General features: G+C 65.4%; 19 protein-coding genes. 6 read left to right on the forward strand and 13 right to left on the reverse strand.

All coding sequences use genetic code 11. From position 1 onward, the window contains the following. Window positions 1–64: 64 nt before the first annotated feature. The 4 genes from lepA to rpoE all read right to left on the reverse strand — a co-directional run bounded on the left by lepA (window position 65) and on the right by rpoE (window position 5,242). Window positions 65–1,855, reverse strand: coding sequence for a translation elongation factor 4 (gene lepA, locus GGR61_RS02100; protein WP_184406305.1), 1,791 nt, complete (start codon window positions 1,853–1,855; stop codon window positions 65–67). Between the two features lie 187 nt (window positions 1,856–2,042). Next, window positions 2,043–3,635 (reverse strand): DegQ family serine endoprotease, encoded by a 1,593-nt coding sequence (locus GGR61_RS02105; protein WP_184620297.1) that lies wholly within the window; start codon window positions 3,633–3,635, stop codon window positions 2,043–2,045. 108 nt (window positions 3,636–3,743) lie between these two features. Further along, the gene (locus tag GGR61_RS02110; protein WP_184620298.1) at window positions 3,744–4,625 is read right to left on the reverse strand and encodes a sigma-E factor negative regulatory protein; all 882 of its coding nucleotides are present in this window, start codon (window positions 4,623–4,625) and stop codon (window positions 3,744–3,746) included. Continuing rightward, entirely contained in the window at window positions 4,622–5,242 is a 621-nt protein-coding gene (rpoE, locus tag GGR61_RS02115; protein WP_184406304.1) for an RNA polymerase sigma factor RpoE, read from the reverse strand. Before rpoE ends, GGR61_RS02110 begins: the two co-directional genes overlap by 4 nt. A gap of 235 nt (window positions 5,243–5,477) precedes the next feature. Here rpoE and GGR61_RS02120 point away from each other — a divergent pair, with 235 nt between their 5' ends. Then, window positions 5,478–7,559: a 3-hydroxyacyl-CoA dehydrogenase NAD-binding domain-containing protein gene (locus tag GGR61_RS02120; RefSeq protein ID WP_184620299.1), complete on the forward strand. Its 2,082-nt coding sequence runs from the start codon at window positions 5,478–5,480 to the stop codon at window positions 7,557–7,559. A 66-nt stretch (window positions 7,560–7,625) separates the two neighbouring features. On the opposite strand, the gene GGR61_RS02125 is transcribed toward GGR61_RS02120, so the two are convergent. The 3 genes from GGR61_RS02125 to GGR61_RS02135 all read right to left on the reverse strand — a co-directional run bounded on the left by GGR61_RS02125 (window position 7,626) and on the right by GGR61_RS02135 (window position 10,282). Then, the gene (locus GGR61_RS02125) at window positions 7,626–8,591 is read right to left on the reverse strand and encodes a cation diffusion facilitator family transporter (protein WP_184620300.1); all 966 of its coding nucleotides are present in this window, start codon (window positions 8,589–8,591) and stop codon (window positions 7,626–7,628) included. Window positions 8,592–8,906: 315 nt separating this feature from the next. Continuing rightward, window positions 8,907–9,794 (reverse strand): 3-hydroxyisobutyrate dehydrogenase, encoded by an 888-nt coding sequence (mmsB, locus tag GGR61_RS02130; RefSeq protein ID WP_184620301.1) that lies wholly within the window; start codon window positions 9,792–9,794, stop codon window positions 8,907–8,909. Window positions 9,795–9,904: 110 nt separating this feature from the next. After that, on the reverse strand, window positions 9,905–10,282 hold the full coding sequence (locus tag GGR61_RS02135; RefSeq protein ID WP_184620302.1) for a hypothetical protein: 378 nt from the start codon (window positions 10,280–10,282) through the stop codon (window positions 9,905–9,907). 37 nt (window positions 10,283–10,319) lie between these two features. On the opposite strand from GGR61_RS02135, the gene GGR61_RS02140 reads away from it, so the two are divergent. Continuing rightward, entirely contained in the window at window positions 10,320–10,502 is a 183-nt protein-coding gene (locus GGR61_RS02140; protein ID WP_184620303.1) for a hypothetical protein, read from the forward strand. 14 nt (window positions 10,503–10,516) lie between these two features. Here the strand turns inward: GGR61_RS02140 and GGR61_RS02145 are convergent, their stop codons facing one another. From GGR61_RS02145 to GGR61_RS02160, 4 genes are read right to left on the reverse strand one after another with little or no spacing between them, the layout of a single operon-like run. Beyond that, on the reverse strand, window positions 10,517–11,740 hold the full coding sequence (locus GGR61_RS02145) for an enoyl-CoA hydratase/isomerase family protein (protein WP_184620304.1): 1,224 nt from the start codon (window positions 11,738–11,740) through the stop codon (window positions 10,517–10,519). Then, window positions 11,740–12,537 (reverse strand): enoyl-CoA hydratase, encoded by a 798-nt coding sequence (locus GGR61_RS02150; protein WP_184405709.1) that lies wholly within the window; start codon window positions 12,535–12,537, stop codon window positions 11,740–11,742. Before GGR61_RS02150 ends, GGR61_RS02145 begins: the two co-directional genes overlap by 1 nt. Beyond that, a complete protein-coding gene (locus tag GGR61_RS02155) occupies window positions 12,534–13,715 on the reverse strand; it encodes an acyl-CoA dehydrogenase family protein (protein WP_184405707.1) in 1,182 nt (393 codons plus the stop codon). The genes GGR61_RS02150 and GGR61_RS02155 overlap by 4 nt, the downstream gene beginning before the upstream one ends. Before the next feature lie 10 nt (window positions 13,716–13,725). Continuing rightward, window positions 13,726–15,231, reverse strand: a complete 1,506-nt coding sequence (locus tag GGR61_RS02160) for a CoA-acylating methylmalonate-semialdehyde dehydrogenase (protein WP_184620305.1) — start codon at window positions 15,229–15,231, stop codon at window positions 13,726–13,728. Between the two features lie 123 nt (window positions 15,232–15,354). On the opposite strand from GGR61_RS02160, the gene GGR61_RS02165 reads away from it, so the two are divergent. The 4 genes from GGR61_RS02165 (at window position 15,355) to galA (ending at window position 23,737) form a co-directional block, all read left to right on the forward strand. Beyond that, window positions 15,355–16,740: a short-chain fatty acyl-CoA regulator family protein gene (locus GGR61_RS02165; protein WP_184620306.1), complete on the forward strand. Its 1,386-nt coding sequence runs from the start codon at window positions 15,355–15,357 to the stop codon at window positions 16,738–16,740. Window positions 16,741–17,115: 375 nt separating this feature from the next. Then, window positions 17,116–19,806, forward strand: a complete 2,691-nt coding sequence (locus tag GGR61_RS02170; RefSeq protein ID WP_184620307.1) for a TonB-dependent receptor — start codon at window positions 17,116–17,118, stop codon at window positions 19,804–19,806. A gap of 155 nt (window positions 19,807–19,961) precedes the next feature. Further along, a complete protein-coding gene (locus tag GGR61_RS02175) occupies window positions 19,962–21,173 on the forward strand; it encodes an arabinogalactan endo-1,4-beta-galactosidase (RefSeq protein ID WP_184620308.1) in 1,212 nt (403 codons plus the stop codon). Then, window positions 21,170–23,737: a beta-galactosidase GalA gene (gene galA / locus GGR61_RS02180; protein WP_184620309.1), complete on the forward strand. Its 2,568-nt coding sequence runs from the start codon at window positions 21,170–21,172 to the stop codon at window positions 23,735–23,737. Before GGR61_RS02175 ends, galA begins: the two co-directional genes overlap by 4 nt. A 239-nt stretch (window positions 23,738–23,976) precedes the next feature. On the opposite strand, the gene GGR61_RS02185 is transcribed toward galA, so the two are convergent. Together GGR61_RS02185 and GGR61_RS02190 are read right to left on the reverse strand one after the other, a co-directional pair. Beyond that, window positions 23,977–24,330, reverse strand: a complete 354-nt coding sequence (locus GGR61_RS02185) for a hypothetical protein (protein WP_184620533.1) — start codon at window positions 24,328–24,330, stop codon at window positions 23,977–23,979. 161 nt (window positions 24,331–24,491) lie between these two features. Beyond that, a complete protein-coding gene (locus GGR61_RS02190) occupies window positions 24,492–26,420 on the reverse strand; it encodes an alpha-L-fucosidase (protein WP_184620310.1) in 1,929 nt (642 codons plus the stop codon). Window positions 26,421–26,636: the final 216 nt, after the last annotated feature.

Genomic DNA, 26,636 nt, shown 5'->3' on the forward strand with positions numbered 1-26,636 from the left:
GATTCGCACAAACTCAGGGCCGGCGAGTCATTGCCAATCCCGAATCACGATTCCCGAATCCCGGCTACTTATCCATCTGCAAGACCGCCAGGAAGGCTTCCTGCGGAATCTCCACGCGGCCGACCTGCTTCATGCGCTTCTTGCCCTCTTTCTGCTTTTCCAGCAGCTTTTTCTTGCGCGAAACGTCGCCACCATAGCATTTGGCCAACACGTTCTTGCGCATCGCCTTGACCGTGGAGCGCGAGATGATCTGCGAGCCCACGGCGGCCTGGATCGCCACGTCGAACATCTGCCGCGGGATCAGTTCCTTCATCTTCTCGCACAGTTCGCGGCCGCGCCGGTCGGCGTAGCTGCGGTGCACGATGATGCTCAGTGCATCGACCTTGTCGCCGTTGATCAGCGTGTCCACACGCACGAACGGGCCGGCATCGAAACGCAGGAAGTGATAGTCCAGCGAGGCGTAACCGCGCGAAACCGACTTGAGCTTGTCGAAGAAATCCAGCACCACCTCGGCCATCGGCAACTCGTAGCTGATCTGCACCTGGCTACCCAGGTAGTTGATGCCGATCTGGCTGCCGCGTTTTTCTTCGCACAAGGTGATGATGTTGCCGACGTAATCCGGCGGGGTGAGGATATTGGCGCGGATGATCGGCTCGCGGATCTCTTCGACGTTGTTGAGCGGCGGCAGCTTGGACGGGTTGTCCATCGGGATGATGCTGCCGTCGGTCTTGAGCACCTCGTAGACCACGGTCGGTGCGGTCGAGATCAGGTTGAGGTTGTACTCGCGCTCCAGGCGCTCCTGCACGATCTCCATGTGCAGCATGCCCAGGAAGCCGCAGCGGAAGCCGAAGCCCATCGCCTCGGAACTTTCCGGCTCGAAACGCAGCGCCGCATCGTTCAGGCGCAGCTTGTCCAAGGCTTCGCGCAGGTCCGGGTAATCCTCGGCATCGACCGGGAACAGGCCGGCGAACACGCGCGGCTGCATTTCCTGGAAACCGGGCAGCGCATGCGGCGCCGGGTCGGCGGCCAGGGTCAGCGTGTCGCCGACCGGCGCGCCGTGCACGTCCTTGATCGAGGCGTTGATCCAGCCCACTTCACCCGCGCCCAGCGCAGCAAGTTCCTTGCGCTTGGGCGTGAACACGCCAACCTTGTCGACCAGATGGGTGCGACCGGTGGACATCACCAGGATCTTGCTGCCCGGCTTGATCTCGCCCTGCATCACGCGCACCAGCGACACCACGCCCAGGTAGTTGTCGAACCAGGAATCGATGATCAGCGCCTGCAGCTTGTCGGTATCGCGCGGCTTCGGCGGCGGAATCCGTTGCACGATCGCTTCCAGCACCAGATCGACGTTGAAGCCGGTCTTGGCGCTGACCGCCACCGCGTCTTCGGCATCGATGCCGATCACCGCCTCGATCTCGGCCTTGGCGCGCTCGATGTCGGCGGTAGGCAGGTCGATCTTGTTGAGCACCGGTACCACTTCCAGGCCTTGCTCGACGGCGGTGTAGCAGTTGGCGACCGATTGCGCTTCCACGCCCTGGGCGGCATCCACCACCAGCAGCGCGCCTTCGCACGCGGCCAGCGAGCGGCTGACTTCGTAGGAGAAGTCCACATGCCCGGGGGTGTCGATGAAGTTCAGCTGGTAGACCTGCCCGTCCTTGGCCGTATACGGCAGGGACACCGACTGCGCCTTGATGGTGATGCCGCGTTCGCGCTCGATCGGATTGGAGTCGAGCACCTGGGCCTCCATCTCGCGCGCCTGAAGGCCGCCGCACAGCTGGATGATCCGGTCGGCCAGGGTGGATTTCCCGTGATCGACGTGGGCAATGATGGAGAAGTTGCGGATGTTCCGCATTGAATCAGAGGACATTGAGGTGGGCGCCGGCGGTGCCGTCGTCAGGGTAACGCAGCATTATCGCACGGCCGGCCCCTTTGGGGCCGGGGATTGGGGAATCGGGATTCGGGAATCGCAAAAGCCAGCGATCTATCACCTCGCGGAGCCGCTCTCGCCATTCCCGATTCCCGATTCTCCATTGCCTCAATTAGCCGCCGGCCTTCAGCGCCACATAACTGGTCGCCTTGCCGTCGGTGACCAGCAGCATGACCACGTCGCCCTGCTTGTAGCTGGACAAGGCACGGTTGAGTTCGGCGACGCTGCCGACCTTGGTGCGACCGACGCGGGCGATGATCAGGCCGGGCGACAATGGCGGTTGGGTGCTGCGTGCCGCTGCACCGGTGACCGCGGCGATGCGCACGCCCTCGCCTGCTTCCAGGCCCAGGCGACTGCGCTCGGCAGCGGTGAGATCGGCCACCTGCAGACCGAGCAGTGCCACGCTGGCCGGCGCGCTGGGCTTGCTGTCGTCGGCAGCGGTGCGCGGCGCGGCGTTGCCGGCCGGGTTGTCCAGCGGTGCCAGGGTGACTGCCACCTTGCGTTGCTTGCCCTCGCGCAGGACGTCCAGATTGACCTTGGTACCCGGCGCCATCAGCCCGATCATCGGCGGCAGATCGCTGGCGACATCGATCGGCTTGCCGTTGACCGCGCGGATCACATCGCCCACCTCGATCCCGGCCTTGCCCGCCGGGCTACCGGCAGGGATGTCGTTGACCAGCGCGCCGCGCGTATCCGGCAGCCCCAGGCCCTGCGCCTTGAGCGCATCGATCGGGCCGACCTGCACGCCCAGCATGCCGCGACTCACATGGCCGGTTGCCTTGATCTGCTCGGCCGCGCTGAAGGCTAGGTCGATCGGGATCGCAAAGCTGATCCCCATGTAGCCGCCCGAGGCGGAAAAGATCTGCGAATTGATGCCGACCACCTCGCCGCGCGTGTTGAGCAAGGGGCCGCCGGAGTTGCCCTGGTTGATCGCCACGTCGGTCTGGATGAACGGCACGTAGCGCTGGTCCGCATACGGATTGCTGCGCCCGGTGGCGCTGACGATGCCGGCGGTGACCGAGTGATCCAGCCCGAACGGCGAACCGATCGCCACCACCCACTGGCCCGGCTTGAGCGTGTTGGAATCGCCGATCCGCACCGTCGGCAGGCCCTTGGCGTCGATCTTCAGCAGTGCCACGTCGAACTGCTCGTCGCTACCGACCACCTTGGCCTTGAACTCGCGGCGGTCGGTCAACTTCACGGTGACCTCGCTGGCGCCATCGACCACGTGGTGATTGGTCAGCACATAGCCGTCGGCGGAAATGATGAAGCCCGAGCCCATCGACTTGCCGGCGATGCCGCCATCGTCATCGCCACCTCCCTGTCCAGGCCCCTGCCGCGGGCCGCCCGGCATCTGGAAATCCGGGCCGAAGAAGCGCTTGAAGAACTCCGGCATCTGCTCGTCGTCCGGCATGCCGCCCTGACCGGGCATGCCACCCTGGCCGCGCCCGCCACGCGCCGAACGCGCCATCGCATCCTTGCGGGTGATGGTGGTTTCGATATTGACCACGCCCGGGCCGACCTGTTCGACCAGATTGGTGAAATCCGGCAGGCCCGCCACCAGTTGTGGTGCCGGCGTGGCGCTGCGATTGGCGGCGATCGGCGCGGCGTCCTTGGCGGCGGGCGCGGACTGCTGCGCGCAGGCGGCCAACGGCAGGGTCATGGCGATCAGGCCGAACATCTGGGTGCGGATGCGTTGGTTCATCAGGTTGCCTCCGATGGCAGGGCGACAGGAGCCAAGCCCCTGCCACTGCAGGGGTCCGGCACGATAACGGGAGGAAGGACGCCGAACGGATGAAGACCGGCGTCGGGATCAGTCTTGCGGCGGCTGCACTGGCAGCGACGCATTGGGCGCCGGGCGGGCGACCGCCTGGGGGGCGGGCTCGAACGGGTAGAACGCCGGGCCTTGGCCACCCTGCCGGAAACTGGCGTTGAGCGGACTGTCGGCAGCTCCGGACAAGGCAGCGCGCGGCCAGGGCCGTGCCTGCAGCGTGGCGTCCGGGTGCGTGAACGGATTGGATGGCGTCGCCGGCCTGGAGGCCTCCGCCGCTGGAGCAGCCGACGCCACCATGCGGGTCGGGGCCTGCTGCTGACGCGACGCCGCACTGCGCGCCACCTGCTGATTGCGCGTCGCCGCGCCACGGCGGGTGGATGCCAGCGCTGCAGCCGGCACTGCCGCAGCGAGCGCGACAGCCTCATCGGGCGACGCCGGGCCGGGCGCAACTGGACCCTTCGGCGCCGCCGGTGCTGCTGTCTGCGCCGCCGAAGGCAGTTGCGCTGCGGTTGCGTACACCGGCGTTTCGGAGACAGGCGACGCGGCGTCGGGCAAGCGCTCGCGCGCCATGAACAGGGCGATTGCGGCGACCGACGCGGCAATCGCCGCGCCGCCGCCCCAACGCCAGCGTGCGGCCGAGCGCGGTGCCGGCTGTGCCTGCGGCGCTGGCTCATCGGCGATGGCGCTGCGCACGCGCGCGGCGAAATCCAGAGGTGCCGGCGCACTGGCTGCGCCGCGCAACACATCGCCGCACAACTGCCAGCGCTCGTGGCACCCGGCCAATTCTTCGTCGTGGGCCAGACGACGCAGCAAAAAACGCGATTCGTCGGCGTTCAATTCGCCATCCACCAGCGCAGACAACTGCTGCCGGTAATGACGTTCGAACTTGTCGGTGGTGGACATGACAGGGTTATCGCTCATACACGGTGTCGCTCACGGGTAGCGCTTTCGGTCTCCAGCAGAGGCCGCAGCTCGATGTCGATGGCCTCGCGCGCCCGGAAGATGCGCGAGCGCACCGTTCCGATCGGGCAATCCATCTTTCGCGCGATGTCCTCATAGCTCAGCCCTTCCACCTCGCGCAGGGTGATGGCCGACCGAAGTTCTTCCGGTAGCGCTTGGACCGCACGCATCACCGTTTGTTCCAGCTCCTGTCGCATCAGTTCACGCTCCGGTGTATCGGTGTCGCGCAACCGGGTCGCACCCTCGAACTGCTCGGCATCGCTGATCTCGATGTCGTCGGTGGGCGGCCTGCGGTTGTGCGCAACCAGATGGTTCTTGGCAGTGTTCACGGCAATGCGGTGCAGCCACGTATAGAACTGGGAGTCGCCGCGGAAACTGTTGATCGCACGATACGCACGTACAAAAGTGTCCTGGGCCACGTCCTGGCATTCGCTCCAGTCGGCGATGTAGCGCCCGATCAACGCAACGATCCGATGCTGGTATTTGCGCACCAGCACATCGAACGCTGCGCTTTCGCCGCGCTGCACGCGCCGGACCAGTTCCAGGTCCAGCTCCTGAGGTGTATCGACTTCGGCCATGTCGGGCCGCACTCCTGTCAGCCCACCGAAGTCGGGCAATAAGACCACCAATGAAAAGAAAAGTTCATACCGATCCGCACGGCCGTCACACATCAAGCTAGCGGTACCGCGAGGCCGCTGGCGACGCCTTGCACGACGCACACGCCGCCTTGCCGACAGGTATGGGTATTTGACGTGAAGGAAACAACCTCTGGATGATAACGATCTTTCCTTATATCTCCGGACGGCCAGACGCATGCTTCCAGGTTTCGACGGGCTCCGATTCAGCCATTGGCAGGCCGACCTGCGCGAGGACGGCGTGGTCGTGCTCAGCCTTGATCGCCAGGGCGCACCGGTCAACGCGTTTTCGCAGGAGGTGCTGCTCGAACTGGGCGCACTGGTCGAGCGCCTGGCGCTGGACCCGCCCAAGGGCGTGGTGCTGCGCTCGGCCAAGGCCAACGGCTTCATTGCCGGCGCCGACCTGAAGGAATTCCAGGACTTCGACCGCAAGGGCACGGTCAACGATGCGATCCATCGTGGCCAGAGCGTCTTTCAGAAGCTGGCCGAGCTGCCCTGCCCCACGGTCGCGGCGATCCACGGCTTCTGCATGGGCGGCGGCACCGAGATCGCGCTGGCCTGCCGGTACCGCGTGGCCTCCGACGATGGCAGCACGCGCATCGGCCTGCCGGAAACCAAGCTGGGCATCTTTCCCGGCTGGGGCGGCAGCGCCCGCTTGCCGCGCCTGATCGGCGCGCCGGCAGCGATGGATCTGATGCTGACCGGCCGCACGGTGTCGGCCAAGGCCGCACGCGCGATGGGCCTGATCGACAAGATCGCAGCGCCTGCGGTGCTGGTCGATGTCGCTGCGGCATTGGCATTGACGGGCACCAAGCGCCCGTTCAAGCAACGCGCCACCGCATGGGCCACCAACACCGTGCTCGCGCGCAAGCTGCTGGCGCCGCAGATGCGCAAGCAGGTGGCACGCAAGGCGCGCAAGGAGCATTACCCGGCGCCCTACGCCTTGATCGACGTATGGGAACGCGCCGGCGGCAGCGGCATCCAGGCGCGCCTGGCGGCCGAGCGCAAGGCGGTGGTCAAACTTGCCAGTACGCCGACCGCGCGCAACCTGATCCGCATCTTCTTCCTCACCGAGCGGTTGAAAGCGCTGGGCGGCAAGGACGCTGGCGCTGCGGCGCTGGCTCCGATCCGCCATGTGCACGTGATCGGCGCCGGCGTGATGGGTGGCGATATCGCCGCCTGGTCGGCCTACAAGGGCTTCGAGGTCACGCTGCAGGACCGCGAGCAGCGCTTCATCGATACCGCATTGGCGCGTGGTGGCGAGCTGTTCGACAAGCGCGTCAAGGACGAGGCCAAGCGGCCGGCGGTGGCCGCGCGCCTGCGGGGCGATCTGGCCGGTGCGGGCGTGGCGCAGGCGGATCTGGTGATCGAAGCGATCGTCGAGAACCCGCAGGCCAAGCGCGACCTGTATCAGTCGATCGAGCCGCAGCTCAAGCCCGACGCGTTGCTGACCACCAATACCTCGTCGATTCCGTTGACCGAGCTGCGTGGTCACATCCAGCGCCCGGCGCAGTTCGCCGGCCTGCACTATTTCAACCCGGTGGCGATGATGCCGCTGGTGGAAATCGTGCAGCACGACGGGCTGGATGCGGCCAACGTCGCGCGCCTGGCGGCGTTCTGCAAGGCGCTGGACAAGTTCCCGGTACCGGTGGCCGGCACGCCGGGCTTCCTGGTCAATCGCGTGCTGTTCCCGTATCTGCTCGAAGCGGCCACCGCCTATGCCGAAGGCGTACCGGGCCCGGTGCTGGACAAGACTGCAGTCAAATTCGGTATGCCGATGGGGCCGATCGAACTGATCGACACCGTGGGACTGGATGTCGCTGCAGGCGTCGGCGCGGAGCTCGCCCCCTTCCTGCATCTGCCGATTCCTGCCGCGCTGGCCACCGTGGAGCCGGGCAAGCGCGGCAAGAAGGACGGCCAGGGCCTGTACAAGTGGGAAAACGGGCGCGCGGTCAAACCCGAGGTCGCCAGCGGCTATGCGCTGCCGGCGGACCTGGAAGACCGCCTGATCCTGCCGCTGCTCAACGAAGCGGTGGCCTGCCTGCACGATGGCGTGGTGGCCGATGCGGATCTGCTCGATGCCGGCGTGATCTTCGGCACCGGCTTTGCCCCGTTCCGCGGCGGCCCGATCCAGCACATCCGCAGTGTCGGCGCCGACGCACTGCTGGAGCGCCTGCAGACCCTGCACGCACGATACGGCGGACGTTTTGCCCCGCGTCCGGGTTGGGATTCGCCGTTGTTGCGGGAGCCGGTGGTGTAGTCAGACGACTCTCCGACTATCAAAAAGGCCGCTACTGCGGCCTTTTTGATGTGCCTCGCTGCGTCATTACGGATGATGGTGCCCATGCGAATGCGCGTGACCACGATGATCGTCATTCGCAGAGGCTTGCGCGGCCGGTGCCGTGCCACAGGGCTCGGTACCGCAGTCGCCGCTTTCCACCTGCAAGGTGACGTGGTTGATCTCGAAGCGCGCGTGCAACAGCTCGGCGAGGGCATCGCGCAGGCGGTCGCGGTCGGTGGCCTCGCTGACCACCACGTGCGCGGTAAGCGCGGGCGTGCTGGACGCCAATGCCCAGACATGCAGGTCGTGGACGTCTTCGACGCCGGGATAGCTGGTCAGCGCTTGCTGCACCTGGGCCAGGGCGATGCCTTTGGGCACGCCTTCCAGCAGCACGTTGATCGCTTCGCGCAGCAGCACCCAGGTGCGTGGCAGCACCCACAGGCCGATCAGTACGGCCAGCACCGGGTCGATCCATTGCCAGCCAGTCCAGCGGATCAGCAGCGCGCCGATGATCACCGCCACCGAGCCGAGCATGTCGCTCCAGACTTCCAGATAGGCGCCCTTGACGTTGAGGCTCTCGCCGCTGCCGGCATGCAACAGCTTCATCGCGATCAGGTTGATCACCAGCCCGAAACCGGCGATCAGCAGCATGCCGCTGGAAGAAATATCCTGCGGCGCGCGAAAGCGTTGCGCCGCTTCCCACAGGATATAAGCGCCGACTGCGAACAACAGCGCACCATTGGCCAGCGCGCCGAGCGCTTCCAGACGCACATAGCCGTAGGTGCGCCGCGCATCGGCGGGGCGACGGCTCAGGCGCACGGCAAGCAGCGCGATCATCAGGCCCACGGTATCGGTGGCCATATGCGCGGCGTCGGACAGCAGCGCCAGGCTGTTGGTGATGAACGCACCGACGACTTCCGCCAGCAGAAAGGTGGCGGTGAGTCCCAGCGCCCACCATAGCGGTGTCTCGTGGCGGATTTCGCTGGGTGCGTGGTTGTGGTCGTGTCCCATGGATGCGGTGGCCTCGTGCAATGCGCGCACCTTAGGCGCACGCGATGGCGGAGACTATTACACCTGTGCGTGATGAGATCACATTACGCGCTTACGGGCCCGAGCATGCCATCGCGCGCCGATCACCCTGCTGTACGCCAGTACGCCCCATAACGTCGGGACTTGGATGCACCGCCCCTGAGCCTTGCCGGCAACAGTTGCCGAGCACTGCACAGACTGGCGTCGACGCAGAACGAGCAGCACGTTAGATGTGGAGCACAGCCAGTGCACCTGCCACGCCCGCCTGTCGACGGGCGCGGCCATTCTGGTCGCCGCTTATACCTTGGCCACCAACTTGACCACACTGGAAAAATCCAGGGCGCCATTGCCGGCCTGGCTGTTCATCGCATAGAGGTTGCGCGCCAGCTCACCGAGCGGGATCGACACGCCGGCCTGCACGGCGGATTCGGCAACCAACCCCAGATCCTTGAGCATCAAATCGTTGCCGAAGCCGCCGCTGTAGCCGCGCGATGCCGGTGCGTTCGGCAGCACACCGGGCCACGGATTGCAGACCTCGGTCGCCCAGCTGCGCCCGGTACTCACTGCCATCATCTGCGAGAGCACGGCCGGGTCCAGACCTTGCGCAACGCCAAGCGCAAGCGCTTCGCCGGTGGCGGCCATGATCACGCCCAGCGCCATGTTGTTGCACAGCTTGGCGACCTGGCCGGCGCCGTTGTCGCCCACGTGGAAAATATTCTTGCCCATCGCCTGCAGTGCCGGCCGCGCGCGCTCCAGCACATCAGCGTCGCCACCGACGATAAAGGTCAACGTGCCGGCCGCCGCACCTGCGGTGCCGCCGGAAACCGGTGCATCCAGCATCGCCAAGCCACGCGCCTGCGCTGCAGAGGCGACCTTGCGTGCGGTGACCGGCGCGATGGTGCTGCAGTCGATGACCAGGGCACCGGCAGGAATCTTCGCCAGGATGCCGGCCTCGCCCAGATACAAGCCTTCCACGTGCCGGCTGGCCGGCAGCATCGAGATCACGATCTCGGCATCGGTCAGGGTGTCGTGCACGGAGCTGGCGGCATGCGCGCCGGCGGCGGACGCGGCGTCCAGCGCGGCGGGCACCAGATCGAAGACGCGCAGCTGGTGCCCGGCCTTGATCAGATTGGCGGCCATCGGGCCGCCCATGTTGCCCAGGCCGATAAAAGCGATCTTGCTCATGCGGTGAATCTCCGAGGTGGAACGATCAAAGGTGCTTGGACCAGGAAAGAAAGCGCCAGAAACACATCAGCTTCGCCTGGATTGGCTCCGCAGGGGAAATCGAATCGTAGTCAGATCTCCGGCCTTGGAATGAGCAGACACTGCGCCGTCCCATCAATCACCACGGCAAATTCGATGCAACGCGTTCCCAACTTTGCCGCGCATTGCGCCATAAGCGCTTGATAGGAGGCCGGGCCACATGTGTCGCAATCAGCGACGTAGAACGTGCTGAGGCTCAAATCGGACAACACAAACACGACTCCCCGCCCTATGGACAGCTCGGAAAATTTGGATGAAAGGCGAGTGATGTCTTCAGCCCGTCCATACACCAGGGGCTCAATCGCAAACCCCCGTGCACTGATGAATTCACGCAGATAGTCCTCATACTCAGCCGAATAAACATCCGGCGGACATGCAACCTCAGCCGCTTTGGCCGTTGAAAAACCCAACGCCGACGCCAGAAGAAGAATCAGCTACGACAATCGCATGCAGACCTCACTGATTGCGTTCCATCTGTTCTTCTTGCACCTGAAGGTCGCCAACCGCGTCGACTGCAATGCCTTTCCCAATGCCGATACGAAGTTTTTTTACCGGAAATACAACTCCCCCAATCGAGCAGGCACGTTCATGCAGGGCTGGTGCTGGCTGCATGAGGTCGCCGTGCAGTAAGCGCGTACTGACCGCTAACCGGCCATCGGCGATGCATTGCCGGCATGCGCTGAGCGTGATTCGCGCGCACCAAGATCGGCGAGGGGATGCTGCGCTGCCGGCCAGGCGTCGGCAAGGAAGGTGGCCGCCCATTGCGCGTCAGCGTCTTCCAGCACGGCAGGCTGCCAGCGCGGCTGGCGATCCTTGTCGACCAGCAGCGCACGGATGCCTTCGGCAAAATCGCCGTGTGCGGCGGCATGCAGCGCCACCGCGTATTCGGTGCGGAAGGCGTCGGCCAGCGTGCGAGTGCCGGCGTGGCGCTGCAACTCCCAGGCAAGCCGTGCCGAACCAGGAGAGCCGGCGGCCAGCGTGGCACGCGCCGTCTGCAGCCAACCATCCTCGCTCTGCAGCGCCAGGATTGCGGCAACCACCTGCTCGACCGACTCGCCGGCGACCAGCTGTTCGATCAAGCCCGCATGCAGCTGCAGCGGACCAGGCTCCAGCGGTTGCGCGATGCCCTGCAGGAATGCGCTGAGCTGATTGCGATCTTTTTCCGCACTGCCTGTCCACGCGTGTGCGCTCAATGCATCCAGCACGGCTGGATATTGCGCATGCTCCAGCTGCACGTCGGCAAACCCCGCATAGATCGCATCGCTGGCGTTGAGCGGCGCACCGGTAAGTGCCAGGAACAGCCCTGCAGCGTGCGGGACACGACGCAGCAACCAGCTACCGCCGACATCGGGAAACAGACCGACACTGATCTCAGGCATCGCCAGGCGCGAACGCTCGGTCACCACGCGGTGGCTGGCACCGGCCATCAAACCGATGCCACCGCCCATCACGATGCCGTGGCCCCAGCACAGCAGTGGCTTGGGATAGCTGTGAATGCGGTAGTCCAGCCGATATTCTTCTCCGAAAAACGCTGCAGCATGCGCATTGCCAGCGGGTTGGGCGCGGCGCTGTTCCGCATCGGGGACCGCATCGCGGTGCGCGCGCATGCTCTGGTACAGCCCATGCAGGTCGCCGCCTGCACAGAACGCCTTGTCACCGGCGCCACGCAGCACCACGCAGGCAATCTGCGCGTCGTCGGCCCAGGCACGCAACTGCGCATCCAGCAGACGCGTCATCTGCAACGACAATCCATTGAGCGCTTTTGGCGCATTCAAGGTCGCGATGCCGATCCGATGTCCGTCGGCGCACTCACGTCGCTCGAACAAGACCGGCGCTTCTTCGGCTGCGGTTGCGCTTTCGTCCACCATCAGCGATCGCTCCATTGCGGCGCACGCTTTTCCAGGAACGCAGCAACACCTTCGGCCTGATCGGCCTGCTCGAACAGGTCGACAAAGGCTTCGCGCTCGGCAATCAGCGCCGCAGCGTGGGTGCCGTTCCGGGTCGATTGCACCAGGCGTTTGCAGGCCGCCACGCTCACCGGGCTCTGCTTGCCGGCACGCTGCGCCCATGCAACTGCCAGCGCGCGCGACTCGCCCTTGCCCACCACCTCTTCCACCAGGCCGATCCGGTGCGCGGTGGCGGCATCGACACGCTCGCCCAGCAGGATCATGCGCTTGGCCCAGCCTTCGCCGACCAGGCGCGGCAGATTCTGGGTGCCACCCGCGCACGGCAGCAAACCGACGCTGGCTTCCGGCAGCGCCAGGTTCGCCTGCTGTTCGGCAATGCGCAGGTCGCAGGCCAGCGCGCATTCCAGGCCGCCGCCCATGGCATAGCCGTTGATTGCGGCGATCGACACGCCACGAAACGCGCTCAACGCCTCGAACGCTTCGCCGAAGCGACGCGCTGCCTCGCGTGCGGCGGCCTTGTCGCCGTCGGCAAACTGCTTGAGGTCGGCGCCGGCGCTGAAGAACTTTTCGCCTTCGCCGGTGATCACCAGCGCATACACGCTGCGGTCGGCATCCAATGCATGCACCAGGTCGCGCAAGGCGGCCAGACTCTGCACCGTCCAGGTATTGGCCGGCGGGTTGCTCAAGGTGACGATGGCCACATGCCCATCGCGCTCGACCTGCAGGCCGGTATGCGCGCGCCCTTCCCAATCGCTCATCGCAGTTCCTCCTCGCCGTTGAGCAGGTGACGCGCAATGATCATGCGCATCACTTCGTTGGTGCCTTCCAGGATGCGATGCACACGGCTGTCGCGCAGCAGGCGTTCGATCGGGTACTCGCGGATATAGCCATAGCCACCGTGGATCTGCAGCGCTTCATCGCAGATCGCAAAGCCGGCATCGGTCGCAAAGCGCTTGGCCATCGCACACCACACGGTGGCGTCGTGGCTGCCGGCATCGAGCTTGCGCGCAGCGGTATGCACCATCTGCCGCGCGGCCACCAGTTGCGTGGCCATGTCGGCGAGCTTGAACTGCAGGGCCTGGAATTCGGCAAGCTTCTTACCGAATTGACGGCGCTCGCCCATATAGCGACGGGCGGCGTCCAATGCACCTTGCGCCGCGCCTAGCGAGCATGCCGCGATATTGATGCGGCCGCCATCCAGCGCCTTCATCGCCATCTTGAAACCTTCGCCCTCCTTGCCAAGCAGATTGCTCGCGGGGATGCGTACGTTCTCGAAGGTCACCCCGCGTGTGGGCTGGCTGTTCCAGCCCATCTTTTCTTCCTTGCGCCCGTAGCTGATGCCGGGCGCGTCGGCCGGCACTGCGAACGCACTGATCCCGCGTGCGCCCTCTTCGCCGGTGCGTGCCATCACCACCAGCACATCGGTGGCGCCGGCACCGGAAATAAACGCCTTGGTGCCGTTGAGCACATAGCTGTCGCCGTCGCGCTGCGCGCGGGTCTTGAGCGACGCCGCGTCCGAACCGGCTCCCGGCTCGGTCAGGCAATACGAGCCCAGCTTGGCGCCGCTGGTCATCGCCTCGCCCCACTGCGCACGCACGGTGTCATTGCCATAACTGGCGATCAACCAGGTGGCCATGTTGTGGATGCTGATGAAGGCCGACGTGGACGGATCGACCGTGGCGAGTTCTTCGAACACCACCGCCGCATCGAGCCGACGCATGCCCAGCCCGCCCACGCCTTCATCGGTATACAGCCCGCAAAAGCCCAGCTCCGCGCCTTTGGCGATCGCTTCGCGCGGGAAGTGGCCTTCCGCATCCCAGCGCGCGGCGTGCGGTGCAAGTTCCTTGTCGGCAAAGTCGCGTGCGGCAGCACGAAACGCCTCCTGCTCGTCATTCAAATCGGCCGTATTGGCGTGTAACTGGATGGCTGCATTCATGGCGATCGGGTCACTTGAGAGAGATGGTGGTGTTGACGCCGTGCCCCAGCGTCTCGTCATCGAACCAGCGCGCGGTCACGGTCTTGGTCTGGGTGTAGAACATCACCACCTGCTTGCCGTACGGGCCCAGGTCGCCGAGCTTGGAGGCGCGCGAGCCGGTGAACGAAAACAGCGGCACCGGCACCGGGATCGGCACGTTGATGCCGACCTGGCCCACATCGATGTCTTCCTGGAAACGCCGCGCCGCGGCACCGGATTGGGTGAACAACGCGGTGCCGTTGCCATTGGGGTTGGCGTTGACCAGGGCGATGGCCTCGTCCAGCGTGGCCGCCTCAAGAATCACCAGCACCGGTCCGAAGATTTCTTCGTCGTAGATGCGCATGCCGGGACGGACCCCGGAAAAGATCGTCGGGCCGACAAAGTTGCCCTGCTCGAAGCCCGGCACGCTCGGGGTGCGGCCATCCAGTTCCAGCGTGGCGCCCTGCTCCACGCCGGAGGCGATCAGCGCCTCCACGCGCTCGCGCGCCGCGCAGGAAATCAGCGGCCCAACGTCGGTGCCTGCCACGTTGCCGGCACCCAGTTTCAATGTCTTGGCTTTGGCCACCAGCTGCGGAATCCACTGCCGCGCCGCGCCCACCAACACCAGCGTGGATGCGGCCATGCAGCGCTGGCCGGCGGCGCCGAACGCCGCGCCGACCATCGCGTTGAGGGTCTGCTCCTGATTGGCGTCGGGCAACACCACCGCATGATTCTTGGCGCCCATCATGCATTGCACGCGTTTTCCGGCCAGGCTGGCGCGCTGATAGACGTGCGTGCCGACCTTGGTCGACCCCACGAACGACAGCGCCTTGATCTCCGGGTGGTCGCACAACGCGTTGACCACGTCTTCGCCGCCGTGCACCACGTTGAGCACTCCCTTGGGAACGCCGGCTTCCAGCGCCAGTTCCACCAGCCGCATGGTCACCATCGGATCCTGCTCGGAGGGCTTGAGCACGAAGGTGTTGCCGGTGGCGATCGCCATCGGAAACATCCACAGCGGAATCATCGCCGGGAAGTTGAACGGGGTGATGCCCGCGCACACGCCCAGCGGCTGCAGCAGGCTGTAGGTATCCACACCGTTGGCGACGTTGTTGGCCAGCTCGCCCAGTTGCAGATTACCGATCGCGGCGGCGTGTTCCACCACTTCCAGCCCGCGAAACACATCGCCTTCGGCATCGGCCAGGGTCTTGCCCTGTTCGGCGCTGAGCAGCGCGGCCAGCTCGGGCATGTGTTCGCGGATCAGCTGCTGGTACTTGAGGAAGACGCGCGCACGGGTGCCGATCGGCGTCTTGCGCCAGCTCACGAAGGCCTGGCTGGCCGCAGCCACGGCCGCGTCCACCTCGTTGGTGGTGGCGAACGGCACCTGCGCCAGCACGGACTGATCGGCCGGGTTGACCACGTCCTGCCAGTGCGTACTGGCGGAGGTCACGAACTGACCGTCGATCAACAGGGAAACGCGGGGGACGGATTCAGGCATTGCAGGCTCGCTCGCAGAAGGTCGATGCAGATGCTTCGCATTGTTTGCATCGCCGGCCGGCATTCCCAGCCTTCAACTGCTTAATCGCGCTAAGCTGGCGGCAGAATCTTGCGAATCTTGCAAATGCCCCAGTCCACTCCGTCGCTCCGCCACCAACTCGGCTTGCGCCTGCAGCGGCTGCGGCTGCGCCACGGCTTGACCCAGGCCGAATTGGCGCGCCGGCTCGGGCTGTCGCCGAGCTACCTCAACCAGATCGAGCGCAACCAGCGCCCGTTGACCCTGGCGATCCAGCAACGGCTCAAGGCCACCCTCGGCGATCTAGACGGCCTGCTCGATCTGGACGATCCGGCCGCATTGGTGGAACCGCTGGACGAATCGTTGCGCAGCCTGGGCCACAACCTGTCGGCGGCCGAGCTGCGCGCGCTCACCGGCAACCTGCCGCAGGTAGCCCAGGCGCTGCTGGATCTGCACCGCGCCCATCTGCGTCTGCGCGAACGCAACGCCGCGCTGGAGCTGCAGATCGGCGCCGACCATGCGGCCATGCCCTCGCTGTCGCCGGGCGAACAGGTGCGCGACTACTTCAACCGCGCACACAACTATTTGCCGGAACTGGATGAGCGCGCCGAAGCGCTGTACGCCGAACTCGGCTTGACCCCGGACACCCTTGCGCTGCGGCTGCGCCAGCGTCTGGCCGATCGCCACGGCCTGCTGGTGCAGGACGCGCCGGAGCTGCATAGCGACAAACGCAACGTGGATGCGCAGGCGCGCGTGCTGTGGTTGCCTGCCCACCTGCGCCCCGGCCAGCAGGCGTTCCAGATGGCCGCGCAGCTGGCGTTGCTGGAATGCGCGCCGTTGCTGGAGGCGCGCATCGCCGATGCCGGATTCGAAGATACCGAGCGCATCGCGTTGTCGCGCATTGGTCTGTCGAATTATTTCGCTGGCGCGCTGGTGATGCCGTACGGCGCGTTTCTGCACAGCGCGCAGGCCTCGCGCTACGACATCGAATGGCTGGCCGACCGCTTCGGGGTGGGCTTCGAAGCGGTCTGCCACCGGCTCAGCACACTGCAACGGCGCGGTGCGGCGGGGTTGCCGATCTTCTTCATGCGCGTGGATCGCGCCGGCAACGTATCCAAACGCCACTCGGCCACCGACTTCCACTTTTCGCATGTCGGCGGCGCCTGCCCGCTGTGGATCGTGTACGAAGCCTTCAATCAGCCCGACCGCATCCTGACCCAGATCGCACGCATGCCCGATGGGCGCCGCTATTTCTGGCTGGCCCGCCAGGTCAGCAACGGCGCGCCGGGCTACGGCCGCCCGCGCAAGACCTTTGCACTGGCGCTGGGCTGCGACCTTCGCCACGCCGATCAACTGGTGTATGCGCGCGGCTGGGACTTGAACGCGGTGGATGATGCCGTGCCGATCGGCCCGGGCTGCCTGACCTGCGAACGCAGCGATTGCGTGCAGCGCGCGTTTCCTGCATTGCCACGTTTGCCCGTCAGCGCGCGCTAACCGCAAGATCGGCACGGGATGCGGCGCAGGGCAATCTTTCGCTTCAGGCAGACAACAACCCGGCAACCGTCGCGACACTGATTGACGCTGCACTGCAGCATTCCAACGCGAGATAGCTCACGCAAAATGCTTCATTGGAATGGAATGGCTTGCGCTTCTACCCTAAGCAGACACATGCAAGACAGGGGGACGCCAACGCGATCGCCGATCGTCGATCGTCGCAGCGTCATGCAAAGGCACACGCACGCTCGAATAACGCAAGACCGCATCACTCGCCACCCCTGCGCAGACGCGCCTGATCCGCGCCTGCGCCGGACGGCCGTCGCAACGGCCACCACTCCATTCGGTAACTTTTGTCCTGGGAGGGATCAAACGATGCCCGTTCACCACACCGGCCGCCCGGCCAGCCGGCGCCTGCGCCTGCCTGTCCGCGACGTGCTCTGCATCACCATCGCCTGCGTGCTGGCCAGCGCGTTCAGTGCGCACGCACAGGACACCGCGCCTGCACCTGCCGCACCGCCGGCCGGCGACGCCAGCACCACCGCCGCGCCGCCACCGGTCACGCTCGACAACATCACCGTGATCGGCCAGCGCGCCAGCCTGAATCAGGCCGTGCAGGCCAAGCAGATGTCCGATCACGTCATGGAAGTGATCTCTGCAGACAACATGGGCCAGATGCCCAACGTCACCGTGGCCGAGGCGCTGGTGCGCCTGCCCGGCGTCAACGGCACCCGCGACCGTGGCAACGAAAGCCTGGCCACCGTGCGTGGGCTTGGCCCGCGCATGACCATGGGCACCGTCAACGGGCGCGAAATCGCCTCCTCCGAGCCCAATCGCGCGGTGCGCTGGGAAGTGTTTCCCACCGAGATCGTCTCCACCGTCAAGGTCTACAAGACCCAGTCGGCGGACCTGGTGGCTGGCGGTCTTGCCGCGACCGTGGACATCTCCACCATCAGCCCGCTGGACTACACCGGACCCGGCTTCGTCGGCACCGCCGGCCCGGTGTTCTACGACCACGCCAAGGACGTGGACGGCTACAGCCCGTGGGGCAGCCGCTTCGGCGCCAGCTGGGTACACAAGATCAACGACAACCTGGCGGTAGCACTGGGTGCCACCTACCAGAAGCAGAAGAACTCAAACTCATCGATCGGCAGCTGGGGCTATACCGACGCCACCACCTCGCGCGATGTGGATGGCGACGGCAGCGTGGACCCGACCCCGTTCGGCGCGGCCGACCAGCTCAAGCTGACCGAGCAGACCCGTACCGGTGCGATGGGCACGGTGCAATGGCGCTCGGGCAACTTCGAGTTGAAGTTCGACGGCCTGTATTCGCGTATCGAGATCGACGAAGACCAGTTGCAGAACTGGTTCAACGGCCTGGCCTACAGCAGCTTTTCGACCGGCGCCAATCCGTACACCACGCCGGGCTCGTCCTACACCATCGTCGATGGCGATGTGGTGGCTGGCACGCTGGCCAATTCGAATCTGCAGGTCGATCACGTCATCAGCCACTACAACGAGGTCAAGACGCTCACCGCTGGCGGCTTGAACGCCAAGTGGAGCGGCGATGTGTGGACGCTGGCCAGCGACCTGTCGTTCTCGCAGGCCAAGCGCGACAACACCTGGCAGGCGGTGCGCTTCGGCAGCAACCCGGACACCGTCTCGTTCGATTTCCGCCGCAGCGTTACCCCCACCATCAGCACCAGTTCGGACACGCCCGAATGGGGCATTGCCGGCCAGACCGAGCCGCAGGCGCTCCGCGACAAGATCGCTGCGCTGGCGCTCAACGCCAGCCGCTCGATCGATGCGGCAGCCTTCACCTCGCTCGAATTCGGCGCACGCGCGGCACGCCGCGAAAAACAGAACCGCCACTTCGTCAGCAATCAATCCGGCTACGACCAGCCGATCTCGGCGTATCAGGATCTGATCTACCCGGTCAGCATGCCGGACTTGAACGTGCCCACGCTGACCGGCGGCAACATGGATGCCATCGCCGACATCGGCTTCGGCGGTTTCGACCCGGCCACGCTCAACGAGCAACTGCTCGACCACTGGAACGTCAAGGAAGACGTGCGCGAAGCCTTCGCCAAGGCGGTGTTCAGTTCGCAACTGTTCGGCACCGATGTCACCGGCAATGTCGGCGTGCGCCTGGTCAACACCAAGACCACCAGCGATGGCTTCGATTCGGTCGGCGGCACCGTGCAGGCGAGCAGCGCCAGCAAGGAATACACCGACGTATTGCCCAGTGCCACCCTCAATTTCCTGATCGACGAGCAACGCATCCTGCGCCTTGCGGTGGCCAAGGTCATTGCGCGACCACCGCTGGACGAGTTGCGCACCGGCCGTCGCCTGGACGACCCCAATGTCACCGTCGGCCAGCTCACCGGCAGCGGCGGCAACCCGCAACTGGATCCGTTCAAGGCCACCCAGGTCGATCTGTCCTACGAGTGGTATTTCCACAAGGAAGCGCTGGCCGCGCTGGCGGTGTATCGCAAGGAAGTCGATTCCAGCATCGGCTACCGCACCGATCGTGAAGTCATCAACGGTCTGGATTATCTGGTCAGCGCACCGTTCAACGGCGGCGGCGGGTATATCAACGGGGTGGAGCTCACCTTCCAGACGCCGTTCTATTTCATCCCGCACATGGAAAACTTCGGTGTCTATTCGAACTATTCGCTGGTGGATTCCAACCTCAAGGAATTCTCGCCGGAAGACAACCCGCTGCCGCTGAGCGGCCTGGCGCGCAAGACCGGCACCTTCGACCTGTGGTACAGCAATGGCACCTTCGAAGCGCGTGTGGGCTACAAGTACCACAGCCCCTACACGGTGGTGTACGGCTGGAATGCGGCGCGTCTGGCACGCCTGCAGAGCGAAGGCACGGTGGACCTGAGCTTGAACTGGCAGTACAGCAAGCAGCTCGGTTTCCGCTTCCAGGCGGGGAACCTCACCAACGAACCGCTGCGAGCCTACACCGACAACAAGCCCAACCGTCTGGCCAACCAGGACGACGGCGGCTATCAGGTGTTCGGCCGCCGTTACTCGCTGGAGGCCACGTACAAGTTCTAACGGCGGCTGACACCGCTGCTGCACGACCGCTCCACAGGTGCGGTGGGCATGCGCAATCGAATCCTGCATCGACGTTTCGATTGCGCACATCCGCCGCACGACAGCGCCGCCACCAGGCTGTCACCCGCTCCACGTCTCATCTGTCGAGGAATTGCATGCGCTCCACACGCCGTCTCTGGACGCCCGCGCTGCTTGCGCTGGCCATCTCCACCTTCGCACACGCCGCCCCGGCCCCCGCCACGTTGTATCTCGGTGCGGACCTGTCCTACGTCAACGAGATGGAAGAGTGCGGTGTGCAATACCGCGAGAACGGCGTGGTCACCGATCCGTTCGAACTCTTCCACGCGCACGGTGCCAATCTGGTGCGCGTGCGATTGTGGAACGACGCCCGCTGGACGCGCTATAGCGACCTGTCCGACGTCAAGAAGACCATCGCGCGTGCGCGTGCGCAAGGCATGCAGGTGCTGCTGGACCTGCACTATTCCGACGATTGGGCCGATGGCGAAAAACAGCTGATTCCCAAGGCCTGGGCCAGCATCACCGACACCGACGAACTGGCGCGCACGCTCTACGGCTTCACCTACGACACGCTCAGCGCGCTCGACCGTGCTGGCCTGATGCCAGAGCTGGTGCAGGTGGGCAACGAAAGCAATTCCGATCTGATGGACAGCATTCCCTGGGACAAGAAACGCCCCATCGACTGGCAACGCAATGCCAAGCTGTTCAATGCCGGCATCAAGGCGGTGCGCGATATCAGCGCACGCTCCACCATCAAGCCGCGCGTCATGCTGCACATCGCCCAGCCGGAAAATGTGGAACCGTGGTTCGCCGCCGCCACCAAGGCCGGCGTCACCGACTTCGACCTGATCGGCATCAGCTATTACCGCAAGTGGTCGACCCAATCGATGGCGCAGCTGGGCAAGACCATCAAGCGCCTGCGCGGCCGCTACGATGCAGACGTGGTGGTGGTGGAAACCGCCTACCCGTGGACGCTGGAGGCCGGCGACAGCTCGCACAACCTGCTCGGCGAAGACTCGCTGATTGCCGGCTACCCGGCCACGCCGCAGGGCCAGTCCAAGTACATGATCGATCTCACCCAGCTGGTCATCGACACCGGCGGCGCCGGCGTCGTGTACTGGGAGCCGGCATGGACCAGCAGCAGCTGCAAGACGCGCTGGGGCACCGGCTCGTCATGGGAAAACGCCAGCTTCTTCGACTTCAAGCACGCCAATGAGGTGCTGCCGGCGATCGACTTCATGCGTCACCCATACACCGGCGTGCCTACGCCGCATCAGGCCGATGCAGGCAAACCTGCCGTAGGCACGCAAGGCAACGCTGCGGGCACCCGCAAGAGGACGCAGCCATGACCGGCATCAATCGCCGCGAGCTGCTGCGCGGCATGCTCGCCAGTGGCGTGAGCGCCGCACTTCCGGTCGGTACGGCCGGTGCGTTGCTGCCTGCCATCGCCGCTGCGGCACCGGCTGCAGGCAAGAACGCCACGCCACTCGCAACGCTGGGCGATGCTGCCTTGGCCCCACGCGAACGGTTGCTGTTCGACTTTGGCTGGCGCTTCCATCTCGGCCATGCCAGCGACCCGTCGCGCGACTTCGCCTTCGGCACCTTCCAGCGCACCTTCGCCAAGGCCGGCAAGGACACCGCCACCGCCGCGCAAGTGGCCTTCGACGACAGCGATTGGCAATTGCTGGATCTTCCGCACGACTGGGCCGTCACCCTGCCCTTCCGCCAGGAACCCACCTCGGCCACCATCACCGAAGAAGACCCCGCCGCTTCGCACGGCTACAAACCGCTGGGACCGAGCTTCCCGGAGAACAGCGTGGGCTGGTATCGCCGCACGCTGCAGATTCCCGCAAGCGATCTGGGCAAGCGCATCGGCCTGGTGTTCGACGGCGTGTTCCGCGATTGCATCGTGTTCTGCAACGGCCACATCGTCGGGCGCAATGCCAGCGGCTATTGCGGGTTCGAGGTCGACCTCAGCGAAGTGCTCGACTACGGCAAGCCCAACCTCATCGCCGTGCGCGTGGATGCCACATTGGGCGAAGGCTGGTTCTACGAAGGCGCCGGCATCTATCGGCATCTGTGGCTGCAAAAAACCGACCCGCTGCATCTGCCGCAGGATGGCGTGTTCGTGCGCAGCACCGTGCAAGGCGACAACGCAACCGCGCAGCTGTCCACCGAAGTGCGTAACGACGGCACCGCCCCGCGCCAGTGCACCGTGCAGGCGCACGTCACCGCACCGGATGGACGCGTGGTCGCACAAGCGGCCAGCGCCGTCGTCACGGTTGCACCCGGCCAGGTACACCTCGTCGAACAGACCCTGCCGCTCGGCCAGGCCGCGCTGTGGTCGATCGACACCCCGCAGCTCTACACCCTCACCACCAGCGTGCACAGCGACGGCAAGGCAACCGATGCGGTCGCCACCCCGTTTGGCGTGCGCAGCATCGCCTTCGATGCGCAGCGCGGCTTCCTGTTGAACGGCACGCCGCTCAAGCTGCACGGCACCAACAACCACCAGGACCATGCCGGCGTCGGCGCCGCCATTCCGGACGCCTTGCACGAGTGGCGTCTGCGCCAGCTCAAGTCGATGGGTTGCAACGCGTATCGCAGCTCGCACAATCCGGCCACGCCCGCATTGCTGGCCTTATGCGATCGCCTTGGCATGTTGGTGATCGAAGAAACCCGGCGCATGTCCACCGACCCCGAAGCGATGGGCGAACTGGAAACCATGGTCCGCCGTGGGCGCAATCATCCCAGCGTGATCCTGTGGTCGCTCGGCAACGAGGAACCGCAGCAGGTCACCGAGCGCGGCGCGCGCATCGTCAGCCGCATGCAGCAACGCGTGCGCCAACTCGACCCCACCCGCCCCACCACCTTCGCCATGGACAAGGGCTTTGGCGATGGCGTCGGCCAAGTGGTCGATGTGGTCGGTTTCAACTACCGCACCAGCCAGATGGATGGCTTCCACGCGCAATATCCCGACATTCCCATCTACGGCAGCGAAACCGGCAGCACCGTGTCGGTGCGCGGCAACTACCAGCGCGACGATGCACGCGGCTATACCCGCGCCTACGACCTGGACCACCCGTGGTGGGCGAGCACCGCCGAAGCCTGGTGGAGCTATGTCGCGCAGCGCCCGTACATCGCAGGCGGCTTTATCTGGACCGGCTTCGATTACCGCGGCGAACCCACGCCTTACAACCGCTGGCCGAATGTCGCTTCGCAGTTCGGCGTGCTCGACAGCTGCGGCTTTCCCAAGGACAACTACTGGTACTACCGCGCGCAATGGACCAGCGAACCGGTGCTGCATCTGTTCCCGCACTGGAACTGGGACGGCCTGCTGCAGCCCGATGACAAGGGCCGCGTCGCCGTCTGGTGCCATACCAATCTCGACGCGGTGGAACTGCTGGTCAACGGCGTCAGCCAGGGCCTGCAACAGGTGCCGGCCTACGGCCATGTGGAATGGCGCGTGGCCTACGCACCCGGGGTGATCGAAGCACGCGGTTATCGCGGCGGCAAGCTGCTGCTCAGCGAACGCCGTGAAACCGCAGGCAAGCCGGCCGCGATCCGCCTCAGCTGCGACCGCAACAAGATGCGCGCCGATGCGGAGGATGTGGCAGTGGTGAAGGTGGAAATCGTCGACGCGCAAGGCCGTCTGGTACCAACTGCAGACAATCAGGTGCAGTTCGCGCTGCGCGGCCCTGCGCGGCTGATCGGCGTCGGCAACGGCGACCCCAGCAGTCACGAGGACGACAAAGCGCCACAGCGCAAGGCATTCAACGGCCTGTGTGCAGCGCTGTTGCAGACCACGCGCAGCAGCGGCGACATCGTGCTGCAGGCGACCGCGCCTGGACTGACCTCGTCCACGCTGCGCCTGCACGCAGACGCCACCACATCGCGCGCGTCGGTGGTTTGAGGAAGCGGTAGTCGCTGCGCGACGCGATGGAACGACGGCATTGCCGGGGCCAGCACTGGCCTCGGCGCTGTCGTGCTGCCAAACGCCAGTCGAAGGCCATCGGTCGGCATTGTGCTAACGCCGTTGCATCACCGAGCAGATCATCCCACCCGAAGATCGCGGGCAGGGCTTGAACCGTGGCCAGCACAGGCTCGGCATTGCCGACCAGGCCAGCGCTTGCGCTCGCCTGTTCGGCAACCCTACATCTCTGTATGCCCCGCAGCCGAATCGCGCGGAAAATAGCGATTGAGTTTTTCTTCCCACGCCTGGAATTGCTCCAACGTGTAGGCGTCCATCGGGCGCGGGTCGTCGGCCAGCGCTTTCTTCTGGGCCACAAAGGCGATGCGCTGGGACGACAGCTCATCCCACGCCTTCCTGAGCGTGACCGGATCTGGATGCGAAACCAGCATCGCCTCCAATAACGTGGCCTGGGCCACGCGTGCGGCCAGCAGATCGCTAAGCGCCTCGGTCACGGACTGCATCCACTCGTGCTGTTTCTGTTCCATATCCAACCAGGTCGCCTGCATGATGCGCCGCACACCATAGCGCGTGATCCGGAACGGCGGTGTGCAAGACGGTTCGAGACTCAGGTTCGCCACGTGATGTGAATGCAGCGAACTCTGCCTGTATCGCTTCGCTTGACGCGTCTCAAGCCCGCGACACTCCGTCACCCAAGATGCCCCCACGCGGCGCATGGCCGCGTGGGATCGCAAGTTCATCGCAAGCGCGAGAATGCACCGATACCGGCAATCGCCAGCCGCTCGGCGGGCACCGCCGTTTCCGCGAACGAAAGCCGCAGGTAGCGGATCTGGCGGACCTCGGGGAAATTCAGCCGCTGGGTCGAGAGCGCATAGGCGATATTGGACAGTTCGCCGGCACCAGCCGGCTGCCAGCGCTGGCCATCTTCGCTGGTTTCGGCGCGATAGCCCTTCGGTGGCGCCGCCCCGTTCATCACCGTGCGCGAAGGCGTCAGGCTGAAACCGGCAACCTGACGCAGCGCGCCGAGGTCGATGGTCGCCTGCGCGGGATGGCCGGGGGTGGGCGCGGGCGTGATCCAGACCGTGCTGGCATCGTCGTCGAGCAACTTGTCCGCCCCTGGCGCGCTGGCCTCGACGATGCGCCAGCCAGCGGAGGACAACACATCCGGCGCGTTCGCCGTCGGCCGCGCGACCTGCACTGGCGCAACGGCACGGAATAGCGCGAATTCGCTGATCGCCGGGCACACCGGCGCCTCAAGCACGACCAGGCGCACCCGGCGTGCGGCGACCGGGCGATCCAGCCGCACGATGCGCTGTGCACCGATGCACTGCGCTTCGGCCAGCCGCCGCCATTGCCCATCGACCTCGGCTTCGACCGCGAAACGGGTGACGCGCACGCCCAGCGGCAGGTATTCGCGCAGCCGGATCAAATCGAAACTGTGCGCCGCCGACAGCTCCAGCGTCAGCGTCGGCGTGGTGACATCGTCCGGAGCGGACCAGTAGCTGTCCGGCTGGCGGTCGAGCACGCGCGCCGGCTCGAACCCAGGGCCGCGCGACGCGCTGGCACTGGCCTTGGCACCCTTGGCCAGATCGATGGCGAAGCTGGCGCGGATCGCATCGCCAAAACTCGTCAGCACCGCCACGTCGTGGTCGGGGATGCGGCCGCGTCGGTCGGGCGGAAGATTGAGGTTCATGTTGGTGCCGCGCGCGACCGAGGTGTCGAAATAGCGCACCAGGTTCTCCGGGCTACGCACCTTGCCGTCTTCATCGGCATGGTAGAACCAGCCCGGGCGGATCGACGTGTTGGTTTCGGCCGGCCACCACAGCGCCGCCCCGCGCACGCCGGAATTGCCGTTTTCCTGGGTATACGGCGCATTGGGCATGGTCGGCCAGGAGGGATCGCCGGCGATACCGTCCTCGTTGCCGCCCCAGCGGATATCGGCGCCAAGCGGGTCGAAGGTGCAGGCCATCGGCTGATGCTGATGCACCAGCTCGATCATCCGTGGCCAGTTGTAGTACGCGGGCGCATCGATCTTGCGCGATTCGCGCGCTCCACCGTAGTAGCCGTCGCCGCCATTGGCGCCGTCGAACCAGAACTCGAACAGGTCGCCGTAGCCCGTGCAGAGTTCGACGATCTGCTTGCGGAAATAGTCGAGATAGCCGGGGCGACCGTACTCGGCATGGTTGCGATCCCAGGGCGAGAGGTAGATGCCGAACGCCAGGCCAGCGCGTCGACACGCCGCGGCCATTTCCCCGACGATGTCGCCCTTGCCGTTCTTGTAGGGCGAGTTGCGAATGCAATGCTCGGTCAAACGCGTCGGCCAGAGACAGAACCCATCGTGGTGCTTGGCGGTGAAAATAAGCCCTTTCAGATTGCCGGCCTTGGCAGCAGCAACAATTTGATCGGCTGAAAAATCGCTGGGATCGAATTTGCGCGGATCCTCGTCGCCGTAGCCCCATTCCTTGTCGGTGAAGGTGTTCATCGCAAAATGCACGAACGCATATTGCTCCCACCGATGCCAGCGCAGTTGCCGCGCGCTGGGCACCGCACCCCACGGCGCCGGCCCGCTGGCGCGCGGCGCAGGTGTGATCCGAGCTGCCGATGCAGTGAAGCTGGCGGCAGCGGCTACCACACCCGTGGCAAGAAAACTACGACGATCGATCATTAGCGCCTCCGACTCTGCACAAGTTTCGATCTTAGCTTTTCCAAAGTCGAAGAGTCCTAACGCCGAAGCAATAGACGGTTGGGCAAGGCACCGCACACAGGTCCACCAGGGCGATGCCCGTGAGGTCACTGAGCCTTCGTTGCCCCGCGAGAAGCGACGCACACCTTGCTGCCACGCCACACTGCGTCGGTCATGCTCGGCTTTCCCACATCAAGG

The sequence above is a fragment of the Xanthomonas sp. 3058 genome (assembly GCF_014199765.1).
Classification (GTDB): Bacteria; Pseudomonadota; Gammaproteobacteria; order Xanthomonadales; family Xanthomonadaceae; genus Xanthomonas; species Xanthomonas campestris_B.

Coding starts and splice junctions, on each gene's coding strand:
- GGR61_RS02170 (WP_184620307.1), top strand. CDS start 17,116: ATGCCCGTTCACCACACCGGCCGCCCGGCCAGCCGGCGCCTGCGCCTG.
- GGR61_RS02125 (WP_184620300.1), bottom strand. CDS start 8,591: ATGGGACACGACCACAACCACGCACCCAGCGAAATCCGCCACGAGACA.
- GGR61_RS02105 (WP_184620297.1), bottom strand. CDS start 3,635: ATGAACCAACGCATCCGCACCCAGATGTTCGGCCTGATCGCCATGACC.
- GGR61_RS02165 (WP_184620306.1), top strand. CDS start 15,355: ATGCCCCAGTCCACTCCGTCGCTCCGCCACCAACTCGGCTTGCGCCTG.
- mmsB (WP_184620301.1), bottom strand. CDS start 9,794: ATGAGCAAGATCGCTTTTATCGGCCTGGGCAACATGGGCGGCCCGATG.
- GGR61_RS02120 (WP_184620299.1), top strand. CDS start 5,478: ATGCTTCCAGGTTTCGACGGGCTCCGATTCAGCCATTGGCAGGCCGAC.
- lepA (WP_184406305.1), bottom strand. CDS start 1,855: ATGCGGAACATCCGCAACTTCTCCATCATTGCCCACGTCGATCACGGG.
- GGR61_RS02155 (WP_184405707.1), bottom strand. CDS start 13,715: ATGAATGCAGCCATCCAGTTACACGCCAATACGGCCGATTTGAATGAC.
- GGR61_RS02175 (WP_184620308.1), top strand. CDS start 19,962: ATGCGCTCCACACGCCGTCTCTGGACGCCCGCGCTGCTTGCGCTGGCC.
- galA (WP_184620309.1), top strand. CDS start 21,170: ATGACCGGCATCAATCGCCGCGAGCTGCTGCGCGGCATGCTCGCCAGT.
- rpoE (WP_184406304.1), bottom strand. CDS start 5,242: ATGGCCGAAGTCGATACACCTCAGGAGCTGGACCTGGAACTGGTCCGG.
- GGR61_RS02140 (WP_184620303.1), top strand. CDS start 10,320: ATGCAGACCTCACTGATTGCGTTCCATCTGTTCTTCTTGCACCTGAAG.
- GGR61_RS02160 (WP_184620305.1), bottom strand. CDS start 15,231: ATGCCTGAATCCGTCCCCCGCGTTTCCCTGTTGATCGACGGTCAGTTC.
- GGR61_RS02150 (WP_184405709.1), bottom strand. CDS start 12,537: ATGAGCGATTGGGAAGGGCGCGCGCATACCGGCCTGCAGGTCGAGCGC.
- GGR61_RS02190 (WP_184620310.1), bottom strand. CDS start 26,420: ATGATCGATCGTCGTAGTTTTCTTGCCACGGGTGTGGTAGCCGCTGCC.
- GGR61_RS02145 (WP_184620304.1), bottom strand. CDS start 11,740: ATGGTGGACGAAAGCGCAACCGCAGCCGAAGAAGCGCCGGTCTTGTTC.
- GGR61_RS02110 (WP_184620298.1), bottom strand. CDS start 4,625: ATGAGCGATAACCCTGTCATGTCCACCACCGACAAGTTCGAACGTCAT.